Origin of the sequence: Nocardia sp. NPDC057455 (genome assembly GCF_042802775.1) — a bacterium.
Lineage (GTDB): Bacteria > Actinomycetota > Actinomycetes > Mycobacteriales > Mycobacteriaceae > Nocardia.
The window spans coordinates 1-25,662 of sequence record NZ_JBHVDM010000081.1; the positions used below are offsets into that span (position 1 = coordinate 1).

At 68.2% G+C, this 25,662-nt stretch carries 23 protein-coding genes and 1 pseudogene; 8 read left to right on the forward strand and 16 right to left on the reverse strand.

The genetic code is table 11. The features are described from left to right. The 14 genes and pseudogenes from ACFU5M_RS26230 to ACFU5M_RS26295 form a co-directional block, all read right to left on the reverse strand. Nucleotides 1–410 (reverse strand): annotated as a pseudogene (locus ACFU5M_RS26230) (NADH-quinone oxidoreductase subunit N); the annotation flags it as partial. Nucleotides 411–484: 74 nt separating this feature from the next. Further along, nucleotides 485–2,110: an NADH-quinone oxidoreductase subunit M gene (locus ACFU5M_RS26235; protein WP_379053442.1), complete on the reverse strand. Its 1,626-nt coding sequence runs from the start codon at nt 2,108–2,110 to the stop codon at nt 485–487. Next, nucleotides 2,107–3,993 (reverse strand): NADH-quinone oxidoreductase subunit L, encoded by a 1,887-nt coding sequence (nuoL, locus tag ACFU5M_RS26240; RefSeq protein ID WP_379053444.1) that lies wholly within the window; start codon nt 3,991–3,993, stop codon nt 2,107–2,109. The genes ACFU5M_RS26235 and nuoL overlap by 4 nt, the downstream gene beginning before the upstream one ends. Nucleotide 3,994: 1 nt before the next feature. Beyond that, nucleotides 3,995–4,294 (reverse strand): NADH-quinone oxidoreductase subunit NuoK, encoded by a 300-nt coding sequence (gene nuoK / locus ACFU5M_RS26245; RefSeq protein ID WP_040866745.1) that lies wholly within the window; start codon nt 4,292–4,294, stop codon nt 3,995–3,997. Beyond that, nucleotides 4,291–5,112 (reverse strand): NADH-quinone oxidoreductase subunit J, encoded by an 822-nt coding sequence (locus ACFU5M_RS26250; protein WP_379053481.1) that lies wholly within the window; start codon nt 5,110–5,112, stop codon nt 4,291–4,293. The genes nuoK and ACFU5M_RS26250 overlap by 4 nt, the downstream gene beginning before the upstream one ends. A gap of 5 nt (nt 5,113–5,117) precedes the next feature. Continuing rightward, complete coding sequence (gene nuoH / locus ACFU5M_RS26255) at nt 5,118–7,028, reverse strand: NADH-quinone oxidoreductase subunit NuoH (protein WP_379053445.1); 1,911 nt, start codon at nt 7,026–7,028, stop codon at nt 5,118–5,120. Further along, on the reverse strand, nt 7,021–9,558 hold the full coding sequence (locus ACFU5M_RS26260) for an NADH-quinone oxidoreductase subunit G (RefSeq protein WP_379053447.1): 2,538 nt from the start codon (nt 9,556–9,558) through the stop codon (nt 7,021–7,023). Before ACFU5M_RS26260 ends, nuoH begins: the two co-directional genes overlap by 8 nt. Next, complete coding sequence (nuoF, locus tag ACFU5M_RS26265) at nt 9,555–10,877, reverse strand: NADH-quinone oxidoreductase subunit NuoF (protein WP_379053448.1); 1,323 nt, start codon at nt 10,875–10,877, stop codon at nt 9,555–9,557. Before nuoF ends, ACFU5M_RS26260 begins: the two co-directional genes overlap by 4 nt. Then, nucleotides 10,874–11,644, reverse strand: coding sequence for an NADH-quinone oxidoreductase subunit NuoE (gene nuoE, locus ACFU5M_RS26270; protein WP_379053449.1), 771 nt, complete (start codon nt 11,642–11,644; stop codon nt 10,874–10,876). The genes nuoF and nuoE overlap by 4 nt, the downstream gene beginning before the upstream one ends. Next, complete coding sequence (nuoD, locus tag ACFU5M_RS26275) at nt 11,641–12,975, reverse strand: NADH dehydrogenase (quinone) subunit D (RefSeq protein WP_379053450.1); 1,335 nt, start codon at nt 12,973–12,975, stop codon at nt 11,641–11,643. Before nuoD ends, nuoE begins: the two co-directional genes overlap by 4 nt. Then, complete coding sequence (locus ACFU5M_RS26280; protein WP_379053451.1) at nt 12,975–13,751, reverse strand: NADH-quinone oxidoreductase subunit C; 777 nt, start codon at nt 13,749–13,751, stop codon at nt 12,975–12,977. Before ACFU5M_RS26280 ends, nuoD begins: the two co-directional genes overlap by 1 nt. Then, a complete protein-coding gene (locus tag ACFU5M_RS26285; RefSeq protein ID WP_043691073.1) occupies nt 13,748–14,302 on the reverse strand; it encodes an NADH-quinone oxidoreductase subunit B family protein in 555 nt (184 codons plus the stop codon). The genes ACFU5M_RS26280 and ACFU5M_RS26285 overlap by 4 nt, the downstream gene beginning before the upstream one ends. A 51-nt stretch (nt 14,303–14,353) precedes the next feature. Continuing rightward, nucleotides 14,354–14,734: an NADH-quinone oxidoreductase subunit A gene (locus ACFU5M_RS26290; protein ID WP_379053453.1), complete on the reverse strand. Its 381-nt coding sequence runs from the start codon at nt 14,732–14,734 to the stop codon at nt 14,354–14,356. 472 nt (nt 14,735–15,206) lie between these two features. Beyond that, nucleotides 15,207–15,617, reverse strand: a complete 411-nt coding sequence (locus ACFU5M_RS26295) for a hypothetical protein (protein WP_379053454.1) — start codon at nt 15,615–15,617, stop codon at nt 15,207–15,209. 150 nt (nt 15,618–15,767) lie between these two features. On the opposite strand from ACFU5M_RS26295, the gene ACFU5M_RS26300 reads away from it, so the two are divergent. The 3 genes from ACFU5M_RS26300 to ACFU5M_RS26310 are packed head-to-tail and all read left to right on the forward strand — an operon-like array spanning nt 15,768 to nt 19,337. After that, nucleotides 15,768–17,309: a hypothetical protein gene (locus tag ACFU5M_RS26300; RefSeq protein WP_379053455.1), complete on the forward strand. Its 1,542-nt coding sequence runs from the start codon at nt 15,768–15,770 to the stop codon at nt 17,307–17,309. A 4-nt stretch (nt 17,310–17,313) separates the two neighbouring features. Next, nucleotides 17,314–17,757 (forward strand): hypothetical protein, encoded by a 444-nt coding sequence (locus tag ACFU5M_RS26305; RefSeq protein WP_379053457.1) that lies wholly within the window; start codon nt 17,314–17,316, stop codon nt 17,755–17,757. After that, nucleotides 17,754–19,337, forward strand: a complete 1,584-nt coding sequence (locus ACFU5M_RS26310; protein ID WP_379053458.1) for an FHA domain-containing protein — start codon at nt 17,754–17,756, stop codon at nt 19,335–19,337. Before ACFU5M_RS26305 ends, ACFU5M_RS26310 begins: the two co-directional genes overlap by 4 nt. Before the next feature lie 33 nt (nt 19,338–19,370). On the opposite strand, the gene ACFU5M_RS26315 is transcribed toward ACFU5M_RS26310, so the two are convergent. Continuing rightward, a complete protein-coding gene (locus ACFU5M_RS26315; protein WP_379053460.1) occupies nt 19,371–19,574 on the reverse strand; it encodes a hypothetical protein in 204 nt (67 codons plus the stop codon). A 147-nt stretch (nt 19,575–19,721) separates the two neighbouring features. Beyond that, nucleotides 19,722–20,591 carry a LysR family transcriptional regulator gene (locus ACFU5M_RS26320; RefSeq protein ID WP_379053461.1) on the reverse strand — a complete coding sequence of 290 codons (870 nt, stop codon included), beginning with the start codon at nt 20,589–20,591 and terminating at the stop codon, nt 19,722–19,724. A 150-nt stretch (nt 20,592–20,741) separates the two neighbouring features. Here ACFU5M_RS26320 and ACFU5M_RS26325 point away from each other — a divergent pair, with 150 nt between their 5' ends. The 5 genes from ACFU5M_RS26325 to ACFU5M_RS26345 are packed head-to-tail and all read left to right on the forward strand — an operon-like array spanning nt 20,742 to nt 25,615. Further along, nucleotides 20,742–22,184, forward strand: coding sequence for a form I ribulose bisphosphate carboxylase large subunit (locus ACFU5M_RS26325; RefSeq protein WP_379053463.1), 1,443 nt, complete (start codon nt 20,742–20,744; stop codon nt 22,182–22,184). Nucleotides 22,185–22,204: 20 nt separating this feature from the next. Beyond that, nucleotides 22,205–22,627: a ribulose bisphosphate carboxylase small subunit gene (locus ACFU5M_RS26330; RefSeq protein WP_379053465.1), complete on the forward strand. Its 423-nt coding sequence runs from the start codon at nt 22,205–22,207 to the stop codon at nt 22,625–22,627. Further along, nucleotides 22,617–23,621, forward strand: a complete 1,005-nt coding sequence (locus ACFU5M_RS26335) for an AAA family ATPase (protein ID WP_379053466.1) — start codon at nt 22,617–22,619, stop codon at nt 23,619–23,621. The genes ACFU5M_RS26330 and ACFU5M_RS26335 overlap by 11 nt, the downstream gene beginning before the upstream one ends. 15 nt (nt 23,622–23,636) lie before the next feature. After that, nucleotides 23,637–24,725: a class 1 fructose-bisphosphatase gene (locus ACFU5M_RS26340; RefSeq protein ID WP_379053468.1), complete on the forward strand. Its 1,089-nt coding sequence runs from the start codon at nt 23,637–23,639 to the stop codon at nt 24,723–24,725. Nucleotides 24,726–24,736: 11 nt separating this feature from the next. Continuing rightward, nucleotides 24,737–25,615: a phosphoribulokinase gene (locus ACFU5M_RS26345; RefSeq protein ID WP_379053469.1), complete on the forward strand. Its 879-nt coding sequence runs from the start codon at nt 24,737–24,739 to the stop codon at nt 25,613–25,615. Nucleotides 25,616–25,662: the final 47 nt, after the last annotated feature.

The following is a 25,662-nucleotide window of genomic DNA, read 5'->3' on the forward strand; positions in this document are numbered from 1 at the left end:
GTGGTCGCCACGCCCGCACGCAGCGCCGCCGCTTCGGCCGCACTGCCGGGCACCGCCGAGGCCTGTGGCGTGAACGCGTCCACCCCCCGCTCGAGGGTGGCGGCCGCCCGGTTCCAGGTTCCCGGCCCGGACCGCGCCTGCTGACGGGGCTCTGCTCCACGCTCCGCGATGAACAGGATCGCGAGGATCGATACGACCAGGATCGTGCCTTGCAGGAACAGCGTCACGCCGTCGATCGCGACCGCACCGGCGACGGCGGTGGATTCGGTGCCCGCCAGCGCCACCACGGCGATCAGCGCGGCGGTCAAGCCTGCCACGCTCAGCACCAGGTGAGCGGTATAGCGGTAGCGCCGGGCGACGAACGCTTCGGCCAGTACGCCGAGCACGGCGGCGCCGAACACGATGAGCATGGGGGACAGGGCGCCGTATTCGATGCTCGGCGCGGGGACACTCGCGGCGAGCGTCGTAGCGGAGGCTCGGTCGTTCACTTGGGGGCACCTCCGGGATGGTGGGCCGAGCCCGCCTCGGGCAATGGGGGTGTCGAGGGCGCGGGATCGTTACGGCCGATGGTGGTGAGGGTCTGGCTCACCGCGGGATTGATGAAGTCGGTGAGGACTTTCGGGTAGATGCCGAGGAACAGCAGCGCGGCGATCAGCGGGACCACCACGACGACTTCGCGCGGCGCCAGGTCGTAGATCCGCTCGTTGCCCTTCTTCACCGGTCCGGTCATCATCCGCTGGTAGAGCCACAGCACGTAGAGGGCCGCGAGTACCAGCGCACTGGCGGCGATCACCGCGGCGAACCGGTAGCGGGTGAATGTCCCGATCAGGACCAGGAATTCGCTGACGAACGGAGCGAGCCCGGGGAGCGACAGCGTCGCCAGACCGGCGATGAAGAAGGTGCCCGCCAGCACCGGGGCCACCTTCTGCACGCCGCCGTATTCGGAGATGAGCCGGGTTCCCCGCCGCGAAACCAGGAATCCGGCCACCAGGAACAGCGCGGCGGTGGAGATGCCGTGGTTGACCATGTACAGCGTCGCGCCGGTTTGGCCTTGGCTGGTCATGGCGAAGACACCCAGGATGATGAAGCCGAAGTGGGAGATCGAGGTGTAGGCGATCAGGCGCATCACATCGGTCTGCCCGATGGCGAGCAGGGCGCCGTACACGATGCCGATCACCGCGAGCGTGATCACCAGCGGCGCATAGGTGTCCGACGCGTCGGGGAACAGGAGCAGGCAGTAGCGCAGCATGCCGAAGGTGCCCACCTTGTCGACCACCGCCATCATCAGCACCGCGCTGGACGGCGTCGCCGCGACGGCGGCGTCGGGCAGCCAGGTGTGCAGCGGCCACAGCGGCGCCTTGACCGCGAAGGCGAACATGAAGCCGAGGAACAGGGCATTGAGCACCGCGGGTCCGGCTCCGAGCTGCCCGGCGTTGGCGGCGGCGACCACCGTGCGGAAGTCGAACGTGCCCGACGATCCCTCCCCGAGCCCTTCCCTGGCGGTGAGCACATACAAGCCGATGACCGCGGCCAGCATGATCAGCCCGCCGAACAGGTTGTACAGCAAAAATTTCACCGCCGCGCGGGAGCGCTGCCTACGCACCAGCGCGTCCCCGGTGCGCGGCCCGAACCCACCGATGAGGAAGTACATCGGGATGAGCATCGCCTCGAAGAACACGTAGAACAGCAGGATGTCGAGGGCGACGAAGGAGATCAACACCATCGCCTCGACGAGCAGGGTGAGCGCGACGTAGGTGTGGGCAACCCGTCTGCCGCTGCCGACTTCGCGTTCGTCGTGCCACCCCGCCAGGATCAGCAACGGCACCAGCGCCGCGGTGAGCAGCACCAGGACCAGCGCGATGCCGTCCAGGCCGAGGGTGTAGCCGGCACCGAACGCCGGGATCCACCGATGGGATTCGACGAACTGGAATTGTGCGCCCGCGGTGTCGAACCGGACGGCGAGCCAGATGCCGAGGCCGAGCACCAGCATCGAGAAGCCCAGCGCCACCGCACGAGCGAGGGTGCGCTGCGCGGCGGGCAAGGTGAGCACGATCGCCGCACCGACGACCGGGGCCAGCCACAGCGTCGTCAACCAGGGGAACTCGTTCACCACAACCTCACCGCCAGTAGGGCGGCGGCCACCAAGGCCGCGCCGGTGAACATGGACAGGGCATAGGAGCGCACGTACCCGGACTGCACTCGCCGGGCCCGCGCCGACAACCCGCCGATCAGCGCAGCCGTCCCGTTGACGACGCCGTCGATACCGCGGTTGTCGAGGAAGACCAGCGCCCGGGTCAGGTGCTGTCCGGGCCGCATGAACCCGGCTTCGTTGACCGCGTCGCCGTACAAGTCGCGGCGCGCCGCGACGGTGAGCGCGGAGACGGAGGAGGGCGCCGTCTCTGGGATCTCGCGCTTGGCGTACTGCGAGTAGGCGACCGCGACACCGACGGCCACCACGCCGAGCGCGAGTGTCGTGACCAGCGCCGCCGGAACGGTTTCGGCGCCGTGGTGGGCGCCGACGACCGGTTCGAGCCAGTTCTGCAGCGAGGAACCGAAGACGAACACCGCACCGGCCCCGACCGAGCCGAGGGCGAGCAGGATCATCGGACCGGTCATCACGGCGGGGGATTCGTGCGGGTGGGTATCCGGTTTCCAGCGGCGCTCGCCGAAGAACGTCATCAGCATGACCCGCGTCATGTAGAACGCGGTCAGTCCCGCGCCGAGCAACGCCACCAGCCCCAGCGCGATTCCGCCCGGGCCGCCTTGGTTGAACGCCGCCTCGATGATGTGGTCCTTGGAGAAGAACCCGGCGAACGGCGGCACCCCGATGATGGCGAGGTAGCCGAGTCCGAAGGTGACATAGGTGATCGGCAGCAGGGTGCGCAGTCCGCCGTAGCGGCGCATGTCGGTTTCGTCGTCCATCGCGTGCATCACCGAACCGGCGCCGAGGAACAGCCCGGCTTTGAAGAATCCGTGGGTGAGCAGATGCATGATGGCGAAGGCGTATCCCGCGGGCCCGAGCCCGGCCGCCAGCACCATGTAGCCGATCTGGCTCATCGTGGAGGCGGCGAGTGCCTTCTTGATGTCGTCCTTGGCGCAGCCGATGATGGCGCCGAACAACAGGGTGACCGCGCCGACCAGCACCACGCCGAGACGCGCGTTCGGTGCCAGATCGAAGATCGCGTTGGAGCGCGTGATCAGGTACACGCCCGCCGTGACCATGGTGGCCGCGTGGATGAGCGCCGACACCGGGGTGGGGCCCTCCATTGCGTCGCCGAGCCAGGATTGCAGCGGTACCTGGGCGGATTTGCCGCATGCGGCCAGCAGCAGCAACAGTCCGATCGCGGTGAGCGTGCCTTCGCCGGCGGCGGACGCGGTACCGAACACGACGCCGAAGTCGACCGACCCGAACGTCGTGAACATCACCATCATCGCGATCGCCAAGCCCATGTCGCCGACCCGGTTGACCACGAACGCCTTCTTGGCGGCCGTTGCCGCCGAGGGCCTTTCGTGCCAGAAGCCGATGAGCAGGTAGGACGCCAGGCCGACGCCCTCCCAGCCGAGATAGAGCACGAGGTAGTTGTTCGCCAGCACCAGCAGCAGCATGGCCGCGAGGAAGAGGTTCAGGTAGGCGAAGAACCGCCGCCGCGCCGGATCGTGGCTCATGTAGCCGATCGAGTAGACGTGGATCAGCGAGCCGACGCCGGTGATCAGCAGCGCGAAGCACATCGACAGCTGGTCCAGCTGGAGCGCGAAGTCCACCTGGAAGCCGGTCACCGGCACCCAGCTGAACAGGTCCTCGCGCACCGCGCGGTCGGCGGTCTCGCGCCCGAGCATGTCGGCGAACGCGAACACGGCGACCCCGAACGAGGCCAGCGCCGTGACGGTGCCGAGCAGATGACCCCACTTGTCGGCGTAGCGTCCCGTCAGCAGCAGGACGATCGCGCCCGCCAGGGGCAGGGCGGGCAGCAGCCACAGCGTTGCGGTGTCCACGTCAGAACTTCAGCAGGTTGGCGTCGTCGACCGAGGTCGAGCGGCGGGTGCGGAAGATGGTCATGATGATGGCCAGGCCGACGACGACCTCGGCCGCGGCGACCACCATCGTGAAGAACGCGAACACCTGACCGTCCAGGTCGGCGTGCATCCGGGCGAAGGTGACGAATGCCAGGTTCACCGCGTTGAGCATCAGCTCGATGCACATGAACACGACGATGGCGTTGCGCCGCAGCAGCACTCCGGCCGCGCCGATCGTGAACAGCAGGGCGGACAGGAACAGGTAGTTCTCGGGATTCACCGGTTGCCTTCCTCGTCGCTGGAGTTGTCGGTCCCGTCCGATGCGGGCGTGGTGCCGACCGAGATGACGGCCGCTTCGGTGAGCGCCCTGGTGCGGCGGTGCCGCAGGATGGTGCTGACCGACAGTTCCTCGAACGACCCGTCGGGCAGCCGCGCGGGGACGTCCACCGCGTTGTGCCTGGCGTAGACGCCGGGGGTGGGCAGCGGGGTCGCTCGGTGCCCTTTCTCGCGGAACCGGCGGCGCGACAGCTCACGCTGATCGGTGCGGGGCCCGAACTGCTCGCGGTGGGCCAGCACCATGGCGCCGATGGTGGCGGTGATCAGCAGGGCGCCGGTGAGTTCGAAGGCCCACACATAGCGCAGGAAGATCAGTTCGGCCAGTTCGGCGATCACGTTTCGACCCGGGAAACCGTTGGCGGGAAAGGTGATTGCGGATTCGCGCACGCCGTGGGCGATGCCGCCGCTGAGCAGTAGCCCGAAGCCGACGCCGACCGCGGCGGCGGCGAGCCGTTGGCCGCGGATGGTTTCCCGCAGCGATTCGGCGGAGTCGACGCCGACGAGCATCAGCACGAACAGGAACAGCATCATGACCGCGCCGGTGTAGACCACGATCTGCACGACGCCGAGGAACAGCGCGTCCTGCGCGATGTAGAACGCGGCCAGCGCGATCATCGTGGTGGCCAGGCACAGCGCGGAGTGCACCGCCTTGGGGGCGAACACCATGCCCAGTGCGCCGAGCACGGCCAGCGGGGCGAGGATCCAGAACTGGACGGTCTCGCCGGTGGAGGCGTGGGTCAACGGCTCCGCGGCCAGGATCATTTCGGTCACCGTGTCGCTCCTTCCGCGGCCGCGGCGGCGGGTTGCCGCGGCGCCTCGGCCGGGTGGGGGACCGCCGTGGCGCCGTGGGTGGCCTGCGCGTCGCCGGGCACCCGGCCGAGGTAGTAGTCCGCCTCGTCGGCGCCGGGGTGCATGGCGTGCGGCGGTGCGGTCATCCCGGGCTGCAACGGGGCCAGCAACCGGTCCTTCTCGTAGATCAGGTCGGCTCGGTTGTCGTCGGTCATCTCGTAGTCGTTGGTCATCGTTAGCGCCCGGGTGGGGCAGGCCTCGATGCACAATCCGCAGCCGATGCAGCGCAGGTAGTTGATCTGGTAGACCCGGCCGTACCGTTCACCTGGCGAGAACCGCTCGGTCTCGGTGTTGTCGTCGCCTTCGACGTAGATCGCGTCGGCGGGGCAGGCCCACGCGCACAGCTCGCAACCGATGCACTTCTCCAAGCCGTCGGGATGCCGGTTGAGCTGATGCCTGCCGTGGTAGCGCGGCGCGGTCGGCGTCTTCTGCTCCGGATAGAACTCGGTGTTCGGCTTCTTGAACATGGTCGCGGCGGTGACCGCGAACCCGGCCAGCGGCTCGAGCAGACCGGCCTTGGTGCGGGTGGCGTCGCGCGCGTGCGCGTCGGCGGGCAGCGGCGGCACCGGGAACCCGAGGAAGACGGTCGAATCGGTGGAATCCCCGGTCGAGGGTTCCTCCACCGGCGGCGGTGTTCCGCCGGCCCGGCCCGCTCGCAGGAACTGCAGCACGAGCAAGCCGGTGACCACCAAGCCGCCGATCACCAGGATCGGAGTCTGCACCGGGTACCCCTCGGCCTGCAGCACCCGTGCGGTGGCCACCACCATGACCCAGGCCAGCGAGGTCGGGATCAGCAATTTCCAGCCGAGATTCATGAACTGGTCGTAGCGCAGCCGGGGCAGGGTGCCGCGCAGCCAGATGAACACGAACAGGAACGTCCAGACCTTGGCGGTGAACCACAGCACCGGCCACCAGCCGGAGTTCGCGCCGTCCCACATGTTCAGCGGCCACGGCGCATGCCAGCCGCCCAGGAACAGGGTGGTGGCCAGTGCGGAAACCGTTCCCATGTTGACGTATTCGGCCAGCATGAACATGGCGAACTTGAGCGAGGAGTACTCGGTATGGAAGCCGCCGACCAGCTCGCCCTCGGCCTCGGGCAGGTCGAACGGCGCCCGGTTGGTCTCGCCGACCATCGAGACGCAGTAGATCAGGAACGACGGCAGCAGCAGGAACACATACCAGGTGCCTTCCTGCGCGGACACGATGCCGGAGGTGGCCATGGTGCCGCCGAGCAGGAATACGGTCGCGAAGCACAGCGCCATCGCTATCTCGTAGGAGATGACCTGCGCGGTCGAGCGCAACCCGCCCAGCAGCGGATACGTGGAGCCCGACGACCAGCCGGCCAGCACGATGCCGTAGACGCCGATGGAGGTGATCGCGAGGATGTACAGCACCGCCACCGGCAGGTCGGTCAGCTGCAACGGGGTGGTGACACCGAAAACGGACACCTCGGGACCGAGAGGGATCACCGCGAACGCCATGAACGCGGGCACCACCGAGATGACCGGCGCCAGGATGTAGATCGGCTTGTCCACGATCGCCGGGACGATGTCCTCCTTGAGGGCCATCTTCACGCCGTCGGCGATGCTCTGCAGCGACCCGAACGGCCCGGTCCGGTTCGGACCGATCCGCATCTGCATGCGTGCCACGATCTTGCGCTCAGCGAGCACCGCGATCAGCGGGATCAGCATCAAATAGACGAAGATGGCCACCGCCTTCGCGATCACCAGCCACAGCGGATCGTGGCCGAAGCCCGCTGGGGTGTACGGATCGGAGGCAGCGGCGTGCGTGACCGTCGACGCCGTGACGAGCGTGGCGAGCTCACTCATGACGGTGCTCCTTCATCCTCTCGTCGGCGTGCCGCAGATGCACGATCGCGCCGGGCTGGACGGCGAGTTGCTCGGCGATGGAGCAGCCGGGCGAGTGCTGCGGCAGCCACACCACGCGGTCGGGCAGATCACTGATCATCAGAGGGAGCGTGACCGCGCCGCGGCTGGTGGCGACGGTGACCGGATCGTCTGGCTGTACGCCGAGTTCGGCGGCGGTGGTGGCCGACAGGCGCACCATCGGAGGCCGGGCGATGCCCGCCAGGTTCGGTTCGCCGTCCTGCATGCGTCCCGCGTCCAGCAGCATGCGCCAACTGGCGAGCACCGCGGTGCCGGGTTCGGGTCGCGGCAGCGGATGCGGCCGATGCGTGGGCGCGGTGACGGGCGCGCCGTCCCACGCGCCGAGTTCGGCGAGCTCGGCGCGGGCGGACTCGACGTCGGGCAGGCCGAGGCGCACCGACATCTCCTCGGCGATGGCGTGCAGCACTCGTTGATCCGAGAGCGGCGCGGACCGGCGGCGCACCATGTCGTCGCCGAGCGCGGCGGCGAACGGGCGTGGTCTGCCCTCCCAGGTGCGGAAGGTGCCGGATTTCTCCATGGCCGCGGCCACCGGGAACACCACGTCGGCGCGTTCGGTGACCTGACTGCGGCGCAATTCCAGGCTCACCACGAACCTGGCCGCGTCGATCGCGGCCAGTGCGGCGGCCGGGTCGGGCAGGTCGGCGATGTCGACCCCGCCGATGACCAGTGCGCCGAGGCCGGACGCGGCCTCCAGGATGGCCGTCGTGTCGCGGCCGGCGCCGACGGGCAGTTCCGGCACATTCCAGACGGCTCGAACCTGTTGGCGGGCGCGGGGATCGGCGACCGGCCTGCCGCCGGGGAGCAGGCCGGGCAGGGCGCCCGCTTCGACCGCGCCGCGCTCGCCGGCCCGGCGCGGCACCCAGGCGAGGGCGGCGCCGGTTTCATCGGCGAGGCGCACCGCGGCCGACAACGCGCCCGTGACACCCGCCATCCGCTCACCGGCCATGATGACGGCGCCGGGTTCGCGCAGCAGCCGGGCCAGATCGGCCAGCTGGGCGGGATCCGCACCGGGCGTGGTGATCTCGCCGGTACGGATGGCGTCGAGCAGGTGCGGTTCGGCGCCCGGCACGGCGCGCATCAGCCGCCCGGACATACGCTCGAGCCCGCGCGAGGAGTACGGCGCGAGGGAGTAGATCGGCAGGCGGCGCTTACGCGCGGCTTTACGCAGCCGCAGGTAGACGATCGGCGACTCTTCTTCGGGCTCGAATCCGACGAGCAGGACGACCGGTGCGGCCTCCATGCTGTCGTAGGTCACCGTGCTGTCCTGGCCCGCGACTCGGGCGGCGAGGAAGTCGGCCTCCTCCGCCGAATGCGCGCGAGCGCGAAAGTCGATGTCGTTGGTGCCCAGAGCGACTCGCGCGAACTTGGCGTAGGCGTAGGCGTCCTCTTCGGTGACCCGGCCGCCGACGAGCACGCCCGCGTTGCCGAAGGACGCGGCCAGTCCCTCCGCGGCCGCGGCCAGCGCCTGCGACCAAGAAGCCGGGGCGAGGTTGCCGTCCCAGCCGCGCACCAGCGGGGTGGTGAGCCGGTCGGGTTCGGTGGCGTAGGCGAACGCCCAGCGGCCTTTGTCGCAGTTCCACTCCTCGTTGACCTGCGGGTCGTCACCGGCCAGCCGGCGTAGCACCTTGCCGCGCCGGTGGTCGGTGCGTTGTGCGCAACCGGAGGCGCAGTGTTCGCAGACGTTCGGGCTGGACACCAAGTCGAACGGACGCGCGCGGAATCGGTAGGCGGTGCCGGTGAGCGCGCCGACCGGGCAGATCTGCACGGTGTTGCCGGAGAAGTAGGAGTCCAGTGGTTCGGCCTGCGCCGTGCCGACCTGTTGCAGCGCACCGCGGTCCATCAGCTCGATGAACGGATCGCCCGCGATCTGCTGGGAGAAACGGGTGCAGCGGGCGCACAGCACACAGCGTTCCCGGTCCAGCAGCACGGCTGTCGAGAGCGGAATGGGTTTGGGGTAGGTGCGTTTGTGTCCGTCGAACCGGGATTCGGCGCGGCCGGTGGACATCGCCTGGTTCTGCAGCGGGCACTCGCCGCCCTTGTCGCACACCGGGCAATCGAGTGGATGGTTGATCAGCAGCAGTTCCATCACGCCCTCCTGCGCCTTGTCGGCCGCGGGGGAGGTGAGCTGGGTGCGGACCACCATGCCGTCGGTGACGGCCATGGTGCAGGAGGCGACCGGTTTGCGCTGGCCCTCGACCTCGACCAGGCATTGACGGCAGGCGCCGACCGGGTCCAGCAGCGGATGGTCGCAGAAGCGGGGGATCTGGATGCCGATCAGTTCGGCGGCCCGGATCAGCAGCGTGCCGGGCGGCACGCTGACGGTGGTGTCATCGATGGTCACGGATACCAGATCGGCGGGCGTGGGGCCGCTGGGGCGGTCACTCACGGTGGCGGGACCACTCGTCGCCCGACCGCCACCCCTGATCGAATCGCTACGCGATACCGGTTTCATCGGACCTCTTCTCCTGACTCGGCCCATGCGGTGGAACGCGCCGGGTCGAATGGGCATCCGCCGAGCCGCAGGTGTTCGGCGTACTCCTCGCGGAAGTACTTCAGCGAGGAGATGATCGGGCTGGCCGCGCCGTCGCCGAGCGCGCAGAACGACTTGCCGTTGATGGTGTCGCTGATGTCGAGCAGCTTGTCCAGGTCGGAGGTGACACCGGTGCCCGCTTCGATCCGTTGCAGCAGCTGCACCAGCCAGTAGGTGCCCTCCCGGCACGGTGTGCACTTGCCGCAGGATTCGTGGGCGTAGAACTCCGTCCAGCGCAGCACGGCGCGCACCACGCAGGTGGTGTCATCGAAAATCTGCAAGGCTTTGGTGCCGAGCATGGATCCAGCGCCCGCGACGCCTTCGTAGTCCAGCGGCACGTCGAGGTGTTCCTCGGTGAACAGCGGCGTGGACGAGCCGCCCGGGGTCCAGAACTTCACCCGGTGCCCGGCACGCACGCCGCCCGCGTAGCCGAGCAGTTCACGCAGCGTGACGCCCAGCGGCGCTTCGTACTGGCCCGGCCGGGCCACGTGCCCCGACAGCGAGTAGAGGGTGAAGCCGGGGGAGCGTTCGCTGCCCATCGAGCGGAACCACGCGATGCCGTTGCGGATGATGGGCGGCACGCTGGCGATGGATTCCACGTTGTTCACCACGGTCGGGCAGGCGTAGAGACCGGCGACGGCGGGGAACGGCGGGCGCAGGCGAGGCTGGCCGCGGCGGCCCTCGAGCGAGTCGAGCAGCGCGGTCTCCTCGCCGCAGATGTAGGCGCCCGCGCCCGCGTGCACGATCAGCTCGAGGTCGTAGCCGGAGCCGAGGATGTCGTGACCGAGAAAGCCCGCCTCGTAGGCCTGGGCCACCGCGGCCTGCAGCCGTCGCAGGACCGGAACCACCTCGCCGCGCACGTAGATGAACGCGTGCGCGGCGCGGATGGCGTAGGCGGCGATGACGACGCCTTCGATCAGCGCGTGCGGGGAGGCGAGCATGAGCGGAATGTCTTTGCAGGTGCCGGGTTCCGATTCGTCGGCGTTCACCACCAGGTAATGCGGTTTGGTGACGCCGTCGGGCCCGGGACCCTGCGGGATGAAACTCCATTTCATGCCGGTTGGGAAGCCCGCGCCGCCGCGGCCACGCAGGCCCGCGTCCTTGACGGTCTGGATGATCTGATCCGGTTCCATCCGCAGTGCGGTGCGCAGCGCCTGGTAGCCGTCGTGACGCAGATAAGTGTCCATCGTCCAGGACTGCGGATCGTCCCAGTGGGTGCTCAGCACCGGAGTGAGAGTCATCGCGGGCCCTCCGGATCCTCGTGCGGCGCGGGGGCTTGCATGCCTTGTTCGTGGGCGATCCGCAGACCGGCGAGCGTGGCCGAGCCCGCGGCGCCGTCGAGCACGCCGGGGCGCTCGTCCGGGAAGCCCGCCAGGATGCGCGCGGTCTGCTTGAACGTGCACAGCGGCGCGCCCCTGGTCGGGGTGACCTGCTGTCCCGCCCGCAGGGCGTCCACCAGGGCCCGTGCGGATTCGGGGGTCTGGTTGTCGAAGAACTCCCAGTTGACCATGACCACCGGCGCGAAATCGCAGGCCGCGTTGCACTCGACGTGTTCGAGCGTGATCGATCCGTCCGCCGTGGTCTCGCCGTGCCCGATGCCGAGATGGTGCTCGAGCGCGGCGAGGATGGCATCGCCGCCCATGACCGCGCAGAGCGTGTTGGTGCAGACTCCAACGTGGTAGTCGCCGGTGGGTGTGCGCCGGAACATCGAATAGAAGGTGGCCACCGCGGTGACTTCGGCGCCGGTGAGGCCCAATTGCTCGGCGCAGAACTCGATTCCGGTGCCGGTCACGTGACCCTCCTCCGACTGCACCAGATGCAACAGCGGCAGCAGCGCCGAGCGTGGATGCGGATAGCGGGCGATGATCTCCTTGGCGTCGGTTTCGAGTCGCTCGCGCACGAAGGGCTGATAGGGCTCGGGCCGGGTGCCGAGCTTCAGCAGGACTTGCGTCCCGCCCGGCACGCGGCCACCGCCGTCGGCAGATTCGTTGTGCGATGTCGGATTCATCGGTCCACTCCGCCCATGACCGGGTCGATACTGGCGACCGAGGCGATGACGTCGGCGACCATGCCGCCCTCGCACATCGCGGCGACCGCTTGCAGGTTGGTGAAGGAGGGGTCGCGGTAGTGCACCCGGTAGGGCCGGGTGCCGCCGTCGCTGACCATGTGCACGCCCAGCTCGCCGCGCGGCGACTCCACAGCCGTGTACACCTGGCCGGCGGGAACCCGGATGCCTTCGGTGACGAGCTTGAAGTGGTGGATCAGCCCCTCCATGGAGGTGCCCATGATCTTGCCTATGTGCCGGGGTGAGTTGCCCAGTCCGTCCGGCCCGACCTGCAGGTCGGCAGGCCAGGCGATCTTCTTGTCGTCGATCATGACCGGGCCGGGCCGCAGCCGGTCCAGGCACTGCTCGACGATCTTCAGCGACTCCTTCATCTCCTCCACCCGGATGACGTAGCGGCCGTAGCAGTCGCACCCGCTGGTGGTGGGGATGTCGAATTCGTAGTTCTCGTAGCCGCAGTAGGGCTGGGCCTTGCGAATGTCGTGCGGCAGACCGGTAGCGCGCAGCACCGGGCCGGTGATGCCGAGGGCCATGCACCCCTGCAGGTCGAGATAGCCGATGTTCTGGGTGCGTGCCTTCCAGATCGGGTTGGCGGTGAGCAGGTGTTCCATATCGCGCAGCCGTCCGGGCAGCAGTGCGAGCAGTTCGCGGACTTTGGTGACCCCGTTGTCGGGCAGGTCCTGGGCCAGGCCGCCGGGGCGGATGTACGCGTGGTTCATACGCAATCCGGTGATCGTCTCGAACACGTCGAGGATCAGCTCGCGTTCGCGGAAGCCGAACAGCATCGGAGTCAGCGCGCCGAGCTCCATGCCGCCGGTGGCCAGGGCGACCAGGTGCGAGGAGATGCGGTTGAGCTCCATCAGCAGCACGCGGATGATCGTGGCGCGCTCCGGGATCTGCTCGGTGATGTCGAGCAATCTCTCCACGCCCAGGCAGTAGGCCGTCTCGTTGAAGAACGGCGAAAGGTAGTCCATGCGGGTGACGAAGGTGACGCCCTGGGTCCAGTTGCGGAATTCGAGGTTCTTCTCGATCCCGGTGTGCAGGTAGCCGATTCCGCAGCGGGCCTCGGTGACCGTCTCGCCTTCGATCTCCAGGATCAGCCGCAACACACCGTGCGTGGACGGGTGCTGCGGGCCCATGTTGACGACGATGCGTTCCTCGCCCGCGCCGGCCAGCGTCTCGCCTACCTGGTCCCAGTCCTGTCCCGCCACGGTGACCGTGACGGGCTCGGGCGCGACGCCCTCGGCGACGCCGGGCTCGGTGTCGGTGTCGTTCATCAGCTGTATGCCCTCCGCTCGTCGGGCGGCGGGATGCGCGCGCCCTTGTATTCGACCGGGATCCCGCCGAGCGGGTAGTCCTTGCGCTGGGGATGGCCGCGCCAGTCGTCCGGCATGGTGATCCGGGTCAGCGAGGGGTGCCCGTCGAACCGGATGCCGAAGAAGTCGTAGGTCTCGCGCTCGTGCCAGTCGGTGGTCGGATACACCTCGTAGAGCGAAGGAATATGCGGGTCGGCGTCCGGTGCGGAGACCTCCACCCGCAGACGGCGGTTGTGCGTTATCGACATGAGGTGATAGACGGCGTGGAGTTCACGGCCGGAATCCTCCGGGTAGTGCACCCCGTTGACGCCGAGGCAGAGTTCGAAACGCAGTGCGAGATCGTCGCGCAGCGCGCGCGCCACCGGCAGCAGATGCTCCCGGTGCACATGCAGGGTGAGCTCGCCGCGGAAGACGATCACCTTCTCCAGCGCCGTGTCCGCGCGGGTGCCGGTGGTGGCGAGCGCGGTGCGCAGCGCGTCGACCACGTGGTCGAAGTATCCGCCGTACGGGGCGGGCGTGCTGCCGGGCAGGGTGACCGGGCGGACCAGGCGGCCGTAGCCGGAGGTGTCGCCGGTGCCGGTGACGCCGAACATGCCGCGGCGCACGCCGATCACCTCGGCGCCGGCCTGTGCGGAATCCTCCTCGGGCAAGGTGCCTTCGGGGCCCGCCGTGGCCGCGGCGTCGATCGCGTCGTGCGCGGGCGGGGTGCCGTTGTCGTCGGGGGTGTCGAAGGTCATCGCAGCAGACCCTCCATCCGGATGGTCGGCGTCGAGGCGAGCGCGGCCTGTTCGGCGGCGCGGATGGCCTCTTCGCGGTTGACGCCGAGCGGCATCTGCTGAATCTTGGCGTGCAGTGCCAGGATCGCGTTCAGCAGCATCTCCGGCCGGGGCGGGCAGCCGGGCAGGTAGATGTCGACCGGCACGACGTGATCGACGCCCTGCACGATGGCGTAGTTGTTGAACATGCCGCCCGAAGACGCGCACACGCCCATCGCGAGCACCCATTTCGGTTCGGTCATCTGGTCGTAGACCTGCCGCAGGACGGGGGCCATCTTCTGGCTCACCCGGCCCGCGACGATCATCAGATCCGCCTGCCGCGGCGAGGCGCGGAATGCTTCCATGCCGAAGCGGGCGATATCGAAACGGCCCCCGCCGGTGGCCATCATTTCGATGGCGCAGCAGGCCAGCCCGAAGGTGGCCGGCCATAGGGAGCCCTTGCGCAGGAATCCGGCGAAATCCTCGACCGTGCTCAGCAGGAAGCCGCTGGGCAGTTTTTCCTCGAGACCCATGTTCTACTGACTCGCTTCCACTCGTCGGCTACGAATTCGGCTGCGCGGCATTCAGTCCCAGTTGAGACCGCCGCGCTTCCACTCGTAGGCGTAGGCCACCGAGACGTTGACGATGAACAACGCCATCGCGGCGAGACCGAAGAGACCGAGCGCATCGAAGTGGACTGCCCACGGGTAGAGGAACACGATCTCGATGTCGAAGATGATGAACAGCATCGCGGTGAGGTAGTACTTCACCGGAAAGCGTTGTCCCGTCACGCTTCCCGGCCCACCGGCCACGGCGTGCGGGGTGGGTTCGATACCGCATTCGTAGGGTTCCAGCTTCGCCCGATTGCGCCGTTTCGGGCCGATCAGGGCCGATAGGACGATGGAGAACAGCGCGAACGCCGCCGCGATCGCCCCGAGTACGAGTGTCGGCATCTCGATATTCACGACTGCACTTCCCCTCTTGCGAGCTGCAGCTGACAACAGCGTCCGAGGCGGGCTGACGTCGTTGTCCGCCTCGGCCGGACTCGCCCCTCGGCTCCACCCGGAACCGGTCATTCGTCGATCCGGTTCCATGTGAGGTAGGGCACAGCCTACAACTGAACGCGCGCTCCGCAGCGGGTTTGATGCCGCCGTTTGATCGAATTCAGTACAAGCATTTATGACCGAAACGGTGGTAATCCGTGCGGGCGCTCGCGACGTTGGGTGAACGGTCAGTTGGCCGCCGCGTGCTGTCGGGTTCTGCGACGGCAAATGTGGTCCCGAGCGGGATCAGAGTCGGGAACGGCGACAGATGCGTCGTGTCCGGGAAGTCGGCCGGGGAAGGTCGAGCTGGGGTCTGCGCCGCGTCGAAGCGGGGTGAAGTTCCGCCGTAACTAATTCATGATCGCTATGAATAGCGAATGTGGGATGCTCGGGATCAGGCCGCGGGACGGCTGCGCAGCAGCGCGACGACAGCCTCGGTGAGCCGAAGCGGATCGATGGGATGCGCCACCGCGGCCTCCGCGCGAGACCAGCTCGCCAGCCATGCGTCATCCGGACGTCCGGTCAGCACCAGAAGCGGCGGGCACGCGTCCACTTCGTCCTTCAATTGCTTGGCGATGCCGAGCCCGCCGGTCGGGCTCGCCTCGCCGTCGAGAACGGCCAGGTCTATGCCGCCGGCATCCATCTGCGCGATCACCACGGGACCGGTGGCGACCTCGAGGTACTCGAACTCCGGTAATTCCGGGCTGGGACGCTTGCCCAGGGCCTGGATCACCTGGCGCCGGGTGTCGGCGTCGTTGCTGTATACGAGAACCCGCAGTGGGGTGGAACGAGGGGAATCGGCCACGAACGGATGGTACGTCCGCAAGGGCGGACCGCGTGGCAGGTTCGGCGCAGATGGTGGCGCGCGCGTCGTGCACCGCGCGTCAGCAGCGGGGTCGTTCCCCGAAAGCCGATGGCAAGCAGCTGATAAGAAACTGCCGGTAGAGTCCGGCCAATGCGGGGAGATATCACGCAGGCCCTCGTCGACACCGACGTGTGGACCGATGAAATGCTCGGCAGCGCCGGGATTCCGGTGATCGACGTGCCCTTCGTGACCATCGGCAGCGGAATCGGATCGTTCGTCACCTACGACACGCTCCGGATCTTCGGCGTGCCCGCCGAGGCGATGGCGGTGCTCGGTCCGCAGGAGCACCCCTGGGCCTCCTACGAGTACCTGACCAGGGTCTCGCAGATTCCGCGCGGCGAACGCCTGCGCAGCGACTCGGCCTCGATGCCGGACAACATCTGGGGCTTCCCCTCGTACGCGGTGCGGGAGGCCATCGCGGACCGATCGATCAAGCCGCTGTGGAACGTTTTGGTCGAACCCGTCTTCGCCAACTACTACACCCCGCGCGCGGGCCAGGCGTTCGCCGCCATGGAGCGGGAGTTCCATCGCATCGGCTACGCCCGCTCCCTGCACCGCGGCCACGTACGCATGGTGCGCAAGCGCCACGGCGGCGGGTACTTCACCATCCTCACCCCGCCCGCGGGTTCGGCGCCGACCAAGCGGATCGCCTTCCGCAGCACGTATGTCCATGTGGCCGTGGGATATCCGGGCCTGAAACTGCTGCCCGATCTGCAGGAGTATCGCGAAACCCATCGCGACCCGACGCGGGTGGTCAACGCCTACGAGCCGCACGAGCACGTGTACCAGGCGCTACAGCGGCGGCCGGGCACCGTGCTGATCCGTGGCAGTGGGATCGTGGCCAGCCGCGTCCTGCAACGGCTCATCGATGACCGGGACAAGTACCGGCTCGACACCCGGATCCTGCACCTGTTCCGCACGTATGTCGCCGGCCCGCACGGCAAGAACATCTTCAGCCGGCGCAAGGGTGGCGACGGATGGGCATACCAGGGTTTCAACTATCCGAAATCGGTGTGGGGCGGTCAGTTGAAGCAGAAAGTGCGCCACTTGCAAGGCGAGGAACGCGCGCGGGCGTACAAGGAGATCTCCGGCACCAACACCCCGATCCGGGACAACTGGCAGGAACAGCTGCGCCGGGGTCGCAGGCAGGGGTGGTATCAGGTGATGGCGGGCACGATGCGGGCTCCGCGCCCTGCCGGGGGACGCCAAGGCGTGGTCGCGACGATTCTTCCGGACACCAGTGCACCGCTGCCTTTTCCGCCGCCGACGCAACCGTTCGACACGACCGTCGACTACATCGTCGACTGCACGGGGCTGGAAGCCGACATCCGCGAGCACCGTTTGCTGGCCGATCTGCTCGACCACGCCGGTGCCGGGCGTAATCCGCTGGGCCGGCTCGACGTGGACACTTCATTCGAGCTGATCGGCACCCGCAGCGGCGGCGGACGGATGTACGCCTCCGGCAGTGCGACGCTGGGCGGGCCGTTCGCCGGCGTGGACACCTTCCTCGGGCTGCAGATCGCCGCGCAGGAGATCGCCGACGATCTGGCGGCGGTCGGGTTCTGCCGCAGGATGGGTCCGCTGCGCTCGACGCGGCAATGGTGGCTGTGGGTTACGAACGAGAAGATCTGAACACATGCTTCCTACTCTGAACGGGCGAATTCAGACCCGCCTTCTCGCGCTGAGCGTGATCGGCTTCGTCGTCGCGCTGATCATCACCCCCTTTCTGCCGACCGGATCGTCGAGCCTCGGTCAGGCTTACCGGGTGACGCTGTCGGTTCTGCTGGCTACCGTTCTGGTCGGTGTGCTCTGGGAGCTGCTTTACCATTTCCTGCAGCAGTTCCGCTGGGAGAAGGACTGGCCGACGCTGTTCGGTCTGATCACCATCGTCAACGAGGGGGCGCTGATGTGGGTTCTCGTGCGCCACACCACGGTGGTGTTGCCCGAGCAGCTGCGTCCGTCGCCCGCGGCGTTCGGTATCCAATTCGTCCTCACGTGGATTGTTTTCTGGCTCATCGTGAACGGCCCGATGCGGGTGGTGTTCCACCGGTGGCGATTCCAAGGCGGCCGGTTCCTGTGAGCGCGCAGATCGAAGTGCTGCCCGGCGCTCACCTGGTGGCGAGTGCGAGTGATGTGGTCGTGGTCGTGGCGCACCGGGGCGACAGTGCCGTCACGGCGGCCACGGTGGCGGCCCGGACGATGACGGCGCTGCTGGACATCGTGCGTTCAGCCGTCGCGCGCGACCGTAGCCGCAGCGGGCGCGCGGTGGCGCGGCTGGTGACGACCTGGCTGATGGGCCTGTCCAACGGCGAAGAGGAAGAAGTCGAATTCGGGGTGATCACGCCGGTGGACGACGGTCTCGCGGTGTTCCTGCACGGCGGGGTCACCGCGGTTCTCGCCGGTTCCGGCCACACGGAGGTGTTGCGCGGCCGGGACGCCGGATTCACCGTCGACCGCATGGTGACACCCGCGCCGGGTGGCGGCGCGGGATTGTTCGTGGACGAGGCGGGTGGGACCGCGGTGTCGCTGCCGGAGCGCGGGATCTTCGCGTTGCACGAGGGGACCGCACCGGGGTCGGGCGTGGTGCGGTGGTCGAGTGCACTGCCCGGCGCGATCGACGGCGAACCGCAGAACCACGGCGTCGCCGAGTCCGTGCGGCGATCCGAATCGGCCCACCAGCCACCCCCGGCCGAGCCCGGGGCTGCCTCGGGGCCCGAGCCCGGCCCCGCACCCCGGCGGCCGGCGTTGCCGCAGCACCCCGGAGCGCGAGCAGCGGCCGAACCGCACGTCGTCCCGGAGCCGCCGGTCGCGGGGCAGCACTCTGCGGTGGGCCCGAAAGCCGCGCGGCAACCGCATCGTCCCGCGACGCAGCCGGAGTTCGAGCAGGCGTCCGGAGCGCCGCCGCGGCGGGCGCCGGGCTTGCGCAAAGGCGAGGAATCGGGCGACGCGGCAACGGAATTCGATCTCCAGGCAGCGGCGCGGCGGGCCGCGCCACCCGAAGGCTCGGCACCCCCGGTCGCGCAGCCGATACCGCCGGGCCCCGACCAGGGCCCGGCGCGGCCCGCCCAGCGCACCGATCGGGAGTACGCGATCGCCAACGACGCGAATCTCGCCGAGACGATGGTGCCCTCCTCCGAGGTCGTCGCGGACGCGCTCGGCTCCACCGGCTCGAATACGCTGGGGCATCGGGTGATCGTGCACGGCTTCCAGTGCGCCCGGCGCCATCACAACGACCCGCGGGTGTCGTTCTGCGCGGTGTGCGGCATCCGGATGGATCAGCTCACCTGCGTGCTCAGTGAAGGGGTGCGCCCACCGCTGGGTGTGCTGCTACTCGACGACGGCACATCCTTCGTCTTGGACAACGACTGCGTTCTCGGTCGCGAACCGGAGTATTCGGACGCGGTCGCGCGGGGCGCGCGCCCGATACGGCTGGAGGACAGCTCGGGCGGGATGTCGCGAGCCCACGCGGAGATCCGCCTCGTCGACTGGGACGTCACGGTCGTGGACGGCGGTTCCACCAACGGCACGCATATCCGTCACCCCGGACGCCAGGACTGGGTCCGCGCCGTCCCCGGTCGGCCGCTGGTCCTCGCACCCGGCGCCCAGATCCAGCTCGGCGGCCGGGTCTTGACCTTCGACTCCCAGCACGGCCAGCTGTAACGGCGGGCCGCATGGCCGACCGGCGGACCTCGCTCAGGTGTGGCAGAAGCGGATGATGCCCGACCAAGGGTTGCGCATGGGCTTGCGGGGGTCGGGCTGGGGCAGGTAGGTGAACGGGCGGAGGTACCAGGGGGCTCGGCGGAACCTGCGGGCGTGCGGCAGCAGGCTCTCCAGCTCGATCGGCTGCCAGCCGAGGTCTTCGAAGAAGCGGACGCCGTTGGGCGGCTCGAACTTCACCGGCGCGTCGTCTCGCGTGCTCGATAGGCCGCGACCCAGCGCGCGGTGTCCGACACGTCGGACGGTACGTCCCCTCCGGTCCTGGGAGTAGTCTGTCACATCCGGCCGGCGATTCTCCGCACCAGGCGGTCTCGCCCCGGGGAGGGATCAACCCGTGTTGAAGGCGTCGGAGCCGACCTCGGCCGGGTCGAGCAGATGGGTCAGGAACAGCCGGGTGGTCGGTGTCGGGGTGCGGGTGGTGATGGCGTGCCACGGGCGGTCCAGCGGGGTGCCCTCGACCGGCAGGACGCGCAGCACGCCGTTCTCCAGATCCTGGGAGATCGCGTCGCTGTGGATCAGCGTGACGCCCAAACCTTCTCGCGCGGCGGCCAGAACGGCGCCGTGCGAACCCAGCGTCAGCGTGGCCGGTTCGATCCGGAGCTGGTCGAGCAGGCCGAGAGTGGCCTCGCGGGTGCCGGAGCCGCGCCCGCGCAGCAGCCAGGTGGTGTGCAGCGGATCGAGTTCCGGCAGGCCGACCACGACCAGGCTGCTCGGCCGCCGGGCGCGCACCACCAGCCCGGTATCGCGCGGTGGGCGGCCGGCGATGACGAGATCTGTTTCGTGGTGCTGCAATTCGAGGAACAGCGCGTCGCGCGGATGCACCGACAGGCTCAGTTCGATGTCGGGAAACCGGCGGCGGAACGACGCGAGCGGCCGCAACAGGATGTATTCACCCGCGGTGGCGACCACGCCGATCCGCAGGCGCCCGGTCTCGGCGCGGCGTACGGCGGCCTGCGCCTCCTTCATCAGCCCGAGGATGCCGCGGCAGTATTCGGCGTAGACGCGGCCGGCCTCGGTGAGCGTGATGCCGCGGCCGGACTTCGCGATGAGCTTGGCTCCCAGCTGTTTCTCGATGTGGGCGACGGCCGCGGAGACGGCGGCTTCGGTGATGTGCAGTTGCGCCGCGGCGCGGCGAATGCCGCCGTGGCGGGCGACGGCCAGGAAGGTTTCCATCCGACCCGCGCTCACCATACCCATCGAAAGAAGGTAACAAACTCGAGGAATACGTTGAGTATCGCGAGAAACAATCAAATTGTTTGTCGGTATCCGGCCCGTCATCCTGGAAATCCCAAGGCACGCCCGTTCGCCCGGGTGCGGGTGTCCCGCAGTGGCACAGCAGGAGGAACGATGGCCGAAGAAATCGAACGCGACCGCTGGGATCCGGGTGTCCAATCCTATGCATCGATGGGGTATTACGCGCCCGACTATCAGCCGACGGAGACCGACGTGCTCGCCGTGTTCCGGGTGACCCCCCAGCGCGGCGTCGATCCGATCGAGGCGGCCGCCGCGGTGGCGGGTGAATCCTCCACTGCCACTTGGACGGTGGTGTGGACCGACCGGCTGACCGCGCACTCGCGCTATCAGGCGAAGTGTTACCGCATCGACGAGGTCCCCGGGCGGCCGGGGGAGTACTTCGCCTATATCGCCTACGATCTCGACCTGTTCGAGGAGGGATCGATCACCAATCTGACCTCCTCCATCATCGGCAACGTGTTCGGATTCAAGCCGCTGCTGGCGCTGCGGCTGGAGGACATGCGCATCCCGGTGGCATACGTGAAGACCTTCCAGGGGCCGCCGCACGGCACGGTGATGGAACGCGAATATCTCAACAAATACGGCAGGCCGCTGCTCGGTGCGACGGTGAAACCGAAACTCGGGCTATCCGCGCGCAATTACGGGCGGGTGATCTACGAGGCGTGCAAAGGCGGGCTGGATTTCACCAAAGACGACGAGAACATCAACTCGCAGCCGTTCATGCGCTGGCGCGACCGGTATCTGTTCGCGATGGAGGGCGTCAACCGCGCGATGGCCGAGACCGGCGAGATCAAAGGCCACTACCTCAATGTGACCGCGGCGTCGATGGAGCAGATGTACGAACGCGCGGAGTTCGCCAAGGAACTCGGCAGCGTCGTCATCATGATGGACCTCACTGTCGGATTCACCGCGATGCAGTCGATGTCGCACTGGGCGCGCCGCAACGGGGTGCTGCTGCACCTGCATCGCGCCGGGCACTCCACCTACACCCGGCAGAAGACGCACGGTGTCAGCTTCCGGGTGCTGGCCAAGTGGTGCAGGCTGATCGGCGTCGATCATCTGCACGCGGGCACCGTGGTGGGCAAGCTGGAGGGCGATCCCGCGACGACCAAGGGGTTCTACGACACCCTGCGCGAGAATCAGATCCGGACCGAACCGGCCAACGGGATCTTCTTCGACCAGCACTGGGCGAGCTTGCCCGGTGTGATGCCGGTGGCCTCCGGCGGTATCCACGCCGGGCAGATGCATCAGTTGCTCGACCTGTTCGGTGACGACGTGGTGTTGCAGTTCGGCGGCGGCACGATCGGCCATCCGCTCGGCATCGCCGCGGGAGCGGAGGCGAACCGGGTCGCGCTGGAGGCGGTCGTACAGGCCCGTAACGAGGGCCGTGACCTGTTGAAGGAGGGGCCCGAGGTGCTGCGCAAGACGGCCGAGATCTGCCGTCCGCTCGACGTCGCACTCGCTACCTGGGGTGATGTCACCTTCGATTACACCTCCACCGACGCGCCGGACGCCGTGCCGACGGCCAGCCGCTGACCATCTGGAAGGACAAGCCGATGTATCTACGGCACGGAACGTTCTGCTACCTGCCGCCGCTGACCGACGAGCAGATCGCCGCCCAGGTGCGCTATGCGCTGCTCAACAGCTGGCCGGTATCCATCGAATACACCGACGATCCGCATCCGCGCAACGCCTACTGGGAGATGTGGGGCCTGCCGCTGTTCGACCTGGACGAGCCCGACGGCGTGCTGGCCGAGATCAACGCCTGCCGGGCCACTTTCCCACGCCACTACGTGCGGGTGCTGGCCTATGACGCCCGCTACACCAGGCAGACGACCGCACTGAGTTTCCTGGTGCAGCGGCCGCCGGACGAGCCAGGCTTCGTGTTGACCCGCACCGAGGGCCCGGACCGTCGGCAGACCTACGGCCTGCACTCGTACGCGACGACCGTCCGCCCGGGAGAGCGGTATGGCGGCTGAGCGCAACGGCGCTGGATTCCGTCTGCACCGGCCGGGGACCGACGTCCCCGGCGCGGTGCGGACGGCGCCCGCCGAACCGGAGACCCCGGAGATCCTGGGCGAGGACGCGGTGCTGGATCTGTCGACCGATACCGCGGGGCACGACGTCGAGGAGACACTGCGCAGGCTGGACGCGGAACTGATCGGCCTGGCGCCGGTGAAGCGGCGGGTGCGCGAGATCGCGGCGCTGCTGCTGATCGACCGCGCGCGGCAGCGCTTCGGGCTGACCTCCTCGCGGCCGACCATGCACATGAGCTTCACCGGCGGCCCTGGCACGGGCAAGACGACGGTGGCGCTGCGGATGGCGCAGATGCTGCACGCCCTCGGCTACATCCGCAAACCCAAGGTGCACACCGTCACTCGTGACGATCTGGTGGGCCAGTTCATCGGGCACACCGCCCCCAAGACGAAGGAGGCGCTGGCCAAGGCGGCAGGCGGAGTGCTGTTCATCGACGAGGCCTACTACCTGTTCCGGCCGGAGAACGAACGCGACTACGGGCAGGAGGTGATCGAGATCCTGTTGCAGGAGATGGAGAACGAGCGCGCCAGCCTGGTGGTGATCTTCGCGGGATACCCGGACCGGATGGACCGCTTCTTCTCCGCCAATCCCGGCCTGTCCTCGCGGGTGGCTCACCATTTGGAGTTCGCCGACTACACCCATGCGGAGCTGCTGGGCATCGCCGAACTCATGGTGGCGGCGGAGAACTTTCACTTCGACGACGCGGCGCGCGGCGCTTTCGGGGAGTACCTGGAACGCCGGATGACTCGTCCGCGTTTCTCCAACGCGCGCAGCGTACGCAATGCGCTGGACCGCTGCCGGTTGCGGCAGGCCAAGCGGCTCGTCGAGCTGCGCAGACCGCTGACCAAAACCGATTTGATCACGCTGACCGACGAGGATGTCTACGGCAGCAGCGTGTTCACCGACCCCGGGCCGACCGCGCGAGCCCCCCGGTGACGAGATCGAGGCGCTATGCCAGAAGGACTGAAGACCCTCACCCGCTACACCATCGAGCAGGAGCATCGGCATCCCGGATCGTCCGGTGAGTTCTCCGCTCTGGTGAACGTGATCGCGACCGCGACGAAGATCGTTGCCAATCAGGTAACCCGCGGCGCGATCATCGGATCACTCGGCGCCTCGGAGCCGGACCACCTGCCGCCGGCGGTGCACCGCGAACTGGACGCGATCGCCAACGACATCATGGTCGCCGAAACCCAGTGGACCGGGCACCTTTCGGCGCTGCTGTCCGAACAGCTCAGCGATATCCATCCGGTGCCCGCCACGCATCGGCGGGGGAAATATTTGTTGGCGTTCGATCCCCTGGACGGTTCGTCGAACATCGACGTGAACCTCCCGGTGGGCACGCTCTTCAGCGTGCTGCGCGCACCCGTGCGGGACACGGGTTCGGGAGACGGTCCGGTCGCGGAGGACTTCCTGCAACCCGGCGTCGAGCAGGTGTGCGCGGGATTCACCCTGTACGGCCCCGCGACCATGCTGGTGCTGACCACCGGCAGCGGGGTGGACGGGTTCACCTTGGACCGGGCGATCGGCGCGTTCGTGCTCACCCACCCGCGGATGCGTATTCCCGAGAACACTTCCGGTTTCGCGATCAACGCGGCCAACGAGCGCTTCTGGGAGCGACCGGTGCGCCGCTACGTGCACGAGTGCCTGGACGGCGTGGACGGGCCGCGCGAGCGGGATTTCAACATGCGCTGGGTGGCATCGCTGGTCGCCGACACCTTCCACATCCTCACGCGTGGCGGGGTGTACCTGTATCCGCGCGACACCCGCCCGCCCGCGCGTCCGGGACGGGTGGCGTTGCTCTACGGCGCCAATCCCATCGCGTTCATCGTCGAACAGGCCGGCGGCGCGGCGACCACCGGCAGCGAGCGGGTGCTGGAAGTGCTGCCCGGCGACGTCCACCAGCGGGTGCCGCTGATCTTCGGCTCCCGCAACGAAGTGGAGCGCATCGAGCGCTATCACCGTGCACCCGACGAGGGACCCAGCTTCGACAGTTCGCTGTTCGGCAGGCGGTCGCTGTTTCGTCCGGCCGAGCGCTGAAGAGGAGAACCATGTCGGTCAAGCATCCGGTCGTCGCGATCACCGGATCCTCCGGTGCGGGGACCTCCAGCGTCACACGGACATTCCAGGAGATCTTCCGCCGCGAAGGGATCAACGCGGCCGTCGTCGAGGGCGACGCGTTCCACCGGTACGACCGCAACGAGATGAAACTGGCCTTGGTCGAGGCCGAGCAGACCCGCAATCTGCGATTCTCGCATTTCGGTGAGGAAGCCAACCTGCTGAAGGAATTGGAGACGCTGTTCCGCGACTACGGCGAGACCGGCGTCGGGACCGTGCGCCGATACCTGCACGACGAGGCCGAGGCAAAGCCCTACGGTCAGCCGCCGGGCACCTTCACGCCGTGGGAGGAATTGACCCCGGGCAGCGACCTGCTGTTCTACGAGGGCTTGCACGGCGCGGCGGTCACCTCCACCGTCGATGTGGCCCGGCACACCGATCTGCTGGTCGGCGTCGTGCCGATCATCAATCTGGAGTGGATTCAGAAGGTGATCCGGGACAAGACCGAGCGCGGCTACTCCAGCGAGGCCGTGATCGACACGATCCTGCGGCGGATGCCGGACTACGTCACCTACATCTGCCCGCAATTCTCCCGCACCTACGTCAACTTCCAGCGCGTGCCGACGGTGGACACGTCCAATCCGTTCATCGCGCGCAGCATTCCGACGGCCGATGAGAGTTTCGTGGTGATCCGGTTCGCCGACCCGAAGGTGATCGACTTCCCCTATCTGCTGTCGATGCTGCACGACTCGTTCATGTCGCGGTCGAACTGCATCGTGGTGCCCGGCGGCAAGATGGAGCTGGCCATGCAGCTGATCTTCACGCCGCTGATCCTGCGGTTGATGGACAAGCGGCCGAAACGATCGTTTTGAATGGCTTCGCGGCCGCTGGGCCGACCACGCGGACACAGAAGCGCTGT

What these genes read in the sequence shown, in the direction of transcription:
- ACFU5M_RS26280 (WP_379053451.1), bottom strand. Translation starts at nt 13,751, where the DNA reads ATGACCTTCGACACCCCCGACGACAACGGCACCCCGCCCGCGCACGAC.
- nuoD (WP_379053450.1), bottom strand. Translation starts at nt 12,975, where the DNA reads ATGAACGACACCGACACCGAGCCCGGCGTCGCCGAGGGCGTCGCGCCC.
- ACFU5M_RS26330 (WP_379053465.1), top strand. Translation starts at nt 22,205, where the DNA reads ATGTATCTACGGCACGGAACGTTCTGCTACCTGCCGCCGCTGACCGAC.
- ACFU5M_RS26340 (WP_379053468.1), top strand. Translation starts at nt 23,637, where the DNA reads ATGCCAGAAGGACTGAAGACCCTCACCCGCTACACCATCGAGCAGGAG.
- ACFU5M_RS26250 (WP_379053481.1), bottom strand. Translation starts at nt 5,112, where the DNA reads ATGATCCTGGCCGCGGAGCCGTTGACCCACGCCTCCACCGGCGAGACC.
- ACFU5M_RS26325 (WP_379053463.1), top strand. Translation starts at nt 20,742, where the DNA reads ATGGCCGAAGAAATCGAACGCGACCGCTGGGATCCGGGTGTCCAATCC.
- ACFU5M_RS26320 (WP_379053461.1), bottom strand. Translation starts at nt 20,591, where the DNA reads ATGGGTATGGTGAGCGCGGGTCGGATGGAAACCTTCCTGGCCGTCGCC.
- ACFU5M_RS26300 (WP_379053455.1), top strand. Translation starts at nt 15,768, where the DNA reads ATGCGGGGAGATATCACGCAGGCCCTCGTCGACACCGACGTGTGGACC.
- ACFU5M_RS26305 (WP_379053457.1), top strand. Translation starts at nt 17,314, where the DNA reads ATGCTTCCTACTCTGAACGGGCGAATTCAGACCCGCCTTCTCGCGCTG.
- ACFU5M_RS26285 (WP_043691073.1), bottom strand. Translation starts at nt 14,302, where the DNA reads ATGGGTCTCGAGGAAAAACTGCCCAGCGGCTTCCTGCTGAGCACGGTC.
- nuoE (WP_379053449.1), bottom strand. Translation starts at nt 11,644, where the DNA reads ATGAATCCGACATCGCACAACGAATCTGCCGACGGCGGTGGCCGCGTG.
- nuoF (WP_379053448.1), bottom strand. Translation starts at nt 10,877, where the DNA reads ATGACTCTCACTCCGGTGCTGAGCACCCACTGGGACGATCCGCAGTCC.
- ACFU5M_RS26345 (WP_379053469.1), top strand. Translation starts at nt 24,737, where the DNA reads ATGTCGGTCAAGCATCCGGTCGTCGCGATCACCGGATCCTCCGGTGCG.
- ACFU5M_RS26260 (WP_379053447.1), bottom strand. Translation starts at nt 9,558, where the DNA reads ATGAAACCGGTATCGCGTAGCGATTCGATCAGGGGTGGCGGTCGGGCG.
- nuoH (WP_379053445.1), bottom strand. Translation starts at nt 7,028, where the DNA reads ATGAGTGAGCTCGCCACGCTCGTCACGGCGTCGACGGTCACGCACGCC.
- ACFU5M_RS26335 (WP_379053466.1), top strand. Translation starts at nt 22,617, where the DNA reads ATGGCGGCTGAGCGCAACGGCGCTGGATTCCGTCTGCACCGGCCGGGG.